Source organism: Pseudomonas sp. PARCl1, from assembly GCF_947311875.1.
Taxonomy (GTDB): Bacteria; Pseudomonadota; Gammaproteobacteria; order Pseudomonadales; family Pseudomonadaceae; genus Aquipseudomonas; species Aquipseudomonas juntendi.
Genome location: NZ_CAMZMX010000094.1, coordinates 1 through 2,988 on the forward strand (window position 1 = coordinate 1; position 2,988 = coordinate 2,988).

The window sequence follows — 2,988 nt, forward strand, 5'->3', positions numbered from 1 at the left end:
CGCCGTACAAACAAGACGGCCGCGCGCGCCTGTCACAGGCGTTACTGGCCCGAAACAAACGTAGGAGCGAGCGCAGCTCGCGATGCGCCGCGCGGGCGGCGCTCGATCTCACAGGCGCTGCATATCTTCTGACAAACACCTGTCAGCCCTAAGGCGATCCCTGTGGGAGCTGGCTTGCCAGCGATAGGGCCGGCACCAGCAACCCAAGACTCAAGGTTCAACCGACAACCGTGCCCTGCCACTGGTGCTGGTCTACCTGGATCAATGTCGGCCCCTTGCGCTCCATCGCCTGCCCCAGCGCCGCCTGCAATTGCGCCACATCCGCCACGCTCTGCGCTGCGGCCCCCAACGCCCGCGCCACGCCGATGAAGTCTGGGGTATGGATATCCACCCCGACCGGCTCGATCGCCCGGTTGAGCATGTACTTCTTGATCTCTTCGTAGCCTTGGTTATTCCACAGCAGCACGATCAACGGCACCTGCGCCTCCACGGCACTGGCCAACTCCGGCAGCGTGAACTGCAGGCCGCCATCGCCAATCAGGCACACCACTGGCGCCCGCTCAGCAGCGTGCTCGGCACTGCCCAACCAGGCACCCATGGCCGCCGGCAAGGCATAGCCCAGGGTGCCGTACCCCGTCGAGGCGTTGAACCAGCGGCGCGGCTGGTCCATGTCCAAAGTCAGGTTACCGGTGTAGACCGGCTGGGTAGAATCGCCCACCAGCACAACACCGGGCAGGCGCTGCACGATGGCCGTCAACAAGCGTGTCTGGCTCAGGGTCGGCTGGTCCCAGCCGGTTGCCAAGGCTTCCCGCAGCCTGGTCACGCGAGCCCGCCCCCAGTTGCGGTCGTGTATCCCCTGCGGCTGCGCCTGCAAGGCCGCCAGCAGCGCTTCGGCAGCCAGTTCGGCATCGGCCACCAGTGCCAGTTCCGGCAGGTAGTTGCGCACGGTCTGGTCCGGGTCGATGTCGATGCGCAGCAGGCTCCCCGGGATGTCGAAACCGCCTTTGAAGGTCACGTCATAATCGGTTTCGGCCAGTTCGGTACCGATCGCCAGCACTACGTCGGCCTCGGCCACCAGCGCCCGCGTAGCCGGTAGCGACTGGGTCGAGCCAATCTGCAGCGGGTGGCTGGATGGCAGCAAGCCCTTGGCATTGATGGTCAGGGCTACCGGTGCCTGCAGGTGCTCGGCCAGGCGGGCCAACGCAGCACCTGCTGCCAAGGCACCCCCACCGGCCAGGATCAATGGCCGCCGCGCGCTGGCCAGGCGTTCAGCCATCTGCGCCACGGCCAGCGGTGCAGCCCCTGCCCGGTTACCCCGTACCGGGCGGCCCGGCAACAGTTGGTCGGCGGGCTGAACCAGCACATCCAGCGGTATTTCGATATGCACCGGGCGCGGCCGGGCGCTGTCGAATACCGCGAAGGCCCGCGCCAATACCTGTGGCAGGTCGGCTGCATTCATCAGGGTGTGCGAAAACGCCGCGACACCCGCCACCAGCGCCGCCTGGTCAGGCAACTCGTGCAGCTTGCCACGGCCACCGCCCAACTGGTCACGCGACTGCACGCTGGAGATCACCAGCATCGGAATCGAATCGGCATAGGCCTGGCCCATGGCGGTGGCGATGTTGGTCATGCCCGGGCCGGTAATGATGAAGCACACCCCGGGTTTGCCACGGGTGCGCGCATAGCCGTCAGCCATGAACCCGGCGCCCTGCTCGTGGCGCGGGGTGATATGGCGAATGGACGAGCCCGCCAGGCCTCGGTACAGCTCCACCGTATGCACGCCGGGGATGCCGAAGACATGGTCCACGCCATAGCCTTCAAGGAGTTTGACCAGCACTTCGCCGCAGGTTGCCATGGGGTTCACCATCAATCTTGTTGGGTTATGCGCTTATTGGACCCAAGCCACGGCTATCGCCACAATGCAAAAAAACACATACTAGCCATGTCCTGAAGTCATGGCTTATTGCGATGAAACGCCTCCCGCCCTTACCCGCCTTGCATACCTTCCTGATCACCGCCCAGTGCTGCAATTTCACCCGCGCCGGGCAGCAGTTGCACATCACCCAGGGCGCCGTCAGCCGGCAGATCGCCGCCCTGGAGCAGCACTTGGGTTATGCCCTGTTCCAGCGCCAGGCCCGCGGTTTGAGCCTGACCCGTGAAGGCCAGGACTGGCTGCCACGGGTGCAACAGGTGTTTGCGCTGATCGAACAAGGGGTGCGTGAGGTGGGAGAGCACAGCACGACCCTGCAGTTGAAGGCCCCCACGTGCGTGATGCGCTGGCTGCTGCCGCGCTTGATGGAGTGGCAGGCACTGCGCCCGGATGTACCGGTGGAACTGACCACGACCGTTCAGCATGGCGTGGATTTGCGCCGCGAGGGCTTTGATGCCGCGGTGGTCTATGGCGAGGCACCGAACCACGGGCTGCAGGTGCGCAAGCTGTTCGATGAGCAACTGACGCCGGTGTGCGCACCGTCTTTGCGTGAGGGGCCGCTGCCCTTGCAGCAGGTTGAAGACCTGGCGCGGCACATGTTGCTGCACCCCTCGCGGGATGAGCATGATTGGCGGTTATGGCTGCAGGCGGCTGGGGTAACGCTGGCTGCGCAGGGGCCGAAGCAGCACTTCGAAACGCTGGACATGGCCATGGCCATGGCGTCGCAGGGGACAGGCGTGGCTATCGGTGATTGGTCGCTGATTGGCGATGACTTGCGTAGCGGGCGGCTTTGCATGCCGTTTGCGCTGAAGGTGCGGACCGGTAAGGGCTACTACCTGGTGAGCCAGGCCAGGAACCTGCCCGCGGGGTTGCTGGAGTTGCTGGACTGGCTGGAGGGCCAGACCAGCTTGTGAAGGCCTGTTCGCGGGCTCGCCCGCTCCTACAGGTGACGCACAGGATTTTGAAACCTGTGCAATACCTGTGGGAGATTCTATGGTTTTAGGGAAGTTTTTTAAGCGGCTTTTGACCGATACTCGTCTCCGCTTTTCAGTAGGGCA

General features: G+C 64.5%; 2 protein-coding genes. One reads left to right on the forward strand and one right to left on the reverse strand.

The window, feature by feature from the left end; all coding sequences use genetic code 11:
• Positions 1–217: 217 nt before the first annotated feature.
• Positions 218–1,855, reverse strand: a complete 1,638-nt coding sequence (locus QME24_RS24600; RefSeq protein ID WP_235768036.1) for a 5-guanidino-2-oxopentanoate decarboxylase — start codon at positions 1,853–1,855, stop codon at positions 218–220.
• A gap of 113 nt (positions 1,856–1,968) precedes the next feature.
• Here QME24_RS24600 and QME24_RS24605 point away from each other — a divergent pair, with 113 nt between their 5' ends.
• On the forward strand, positions 1,969–2,844 hold the full coding sequence (locus tag QME24_RS24605) for a LysR substrate-binding domain-containing protein (RefSeq protein ID WP_192440868.1): 876 nt from the start codon (positions 1,969–1,971) through the stop codon (positions 2,842–2,844).
• Positions 2,845–2,988: the final 144 nt, after the last annotated feature.